2 protein-coding genes are annotated in these 1,281 nt (G+C 41.2%); both read left to right on the forward strand.

From position 1 onward, the window contains the following. The coding region (locus BOW51_RS11365; RefSeq protein ID WP_167367352.1) for a hypothetical protein at positions 1-194 on the forward strand (194 nt) is incomplete at its 5' end. Further along, on the forward strand, positions 181-1,194 hold the full coding sequence (locus BOW51_RS10860; RefSeq protein ID WP_135568291.1) for a hypothetical protein: 1,014 nt from the start codon (positions 181-183) through the stop codon (positions 1,192-1,194). The genes BOW51_RS11365 and BOW51_RS10860, both read left to right, overlap by 14 nt. The last annotated feature ends 87 nt before the right edge of the window (positions 1,195-1,281 follow it).

The following is a 1,281-nucleotide window of genomic DNA, read 5'->3' on the forward strand; positions in this document are numbered from 1 at the left end:
GCAAAGACATCATTCCCGTTTTAAGCGCACTTTCTGAGATGGAAATCAAAGGCACCATCAAATTAGAAGCTGACAAGCACCTGCTGCAACTTAAATTTGATACAGAATGTGCCTCATACACTATCTCCGTGCCATTCTGTGACAAACAAATGAAACGCTTTGATACCCACATGGAATCATATGGCAACAGCTAACATGAACACGCCTGAAGATTTCTCCAAACGCTGTGATGATTTCGCTATCTATCTACCAGCCATCCAAAAGCATTATGCAAAAGCAGCAGTCAGTAAAGGTGATAGCAGCAGATTGCCTAGCAATATCACTATGCGTGATCTGAATTTCCTGAATCCCGCGAACAAACTCTGGCATTACAAATATGCACTTTATAGCGCAGGACAATTCAATATTGGAGAATACGATACTGATATTGTCACAGACAGGAATAAAGATAGAACTCTAATGCTCGGAGATAGTGGTGGATTTCAAATAGGAAAAGGCACTCTTGGAGGATTCAATAATCTAAGAAACAGAGACCCTGATTCGATCAGTAAAGTTTGGACTGATGCAGTAGAACTGAAACACTGGATTGTTAATTGGCTTGAAACACATAGCGACTACGCCATGACAATTGACATGCCTTTATGGGCTAAATACAAAGAGAACAAATCCTCTCCATTTCATAACTGCAGTACTCAGCAATTAATTGATTTGACCGTTCAGAACCTCCGCTTCATCAATAACAATAAACGCGGAAACACTAAATGGCTCAATGTCATTCAAGGAACGACATATGAAGACACAAAGCTCTGGTGGAATGCAGTAAAGGAATTCAGGTTTAATGGCTGGTCTCTTGCAGGAAATGCTGGATTTCGCGGCGGTGCAGCTGCAATTATTAAACAAATACTCATCATGCGAGATGAAGATGCATTCACTTCTGGCATGGACTGGCTGCACATACTCGGTGTCTCTCAGTTGAAATGGGCTGTATTGCTAACTGCAATTCAACGAGGACTTAGGGAGCATTGCAATCAAAATATCCGTGTCAGCTATGACAGTGCAAGCCCTACAGTAATCAGTGGAAAATACGAGAAAATTGCCCTTAAACCAGACCTCACAAATAAAGATAATAGCTGGTCTATTCGTGTAATAGACACACCTACTGCAAAGGAGTATACGTCTGAAGCGAGACTGTAAATTAGTTTGTGTATCTGCTTATCATTAACCCCTACGGGAGATAAGCACGATGAACGAAAAAGAAATCCGAGCACTTGCCAACAAGAT

The organism is Solemya elarraichensis gill symbiont, from assembly GCF_002021095.1.
Lineage (GTDB): Bacteria > Pseudomonadota > Gammaproteobacteria > Chromatiales > Chromatiaceae.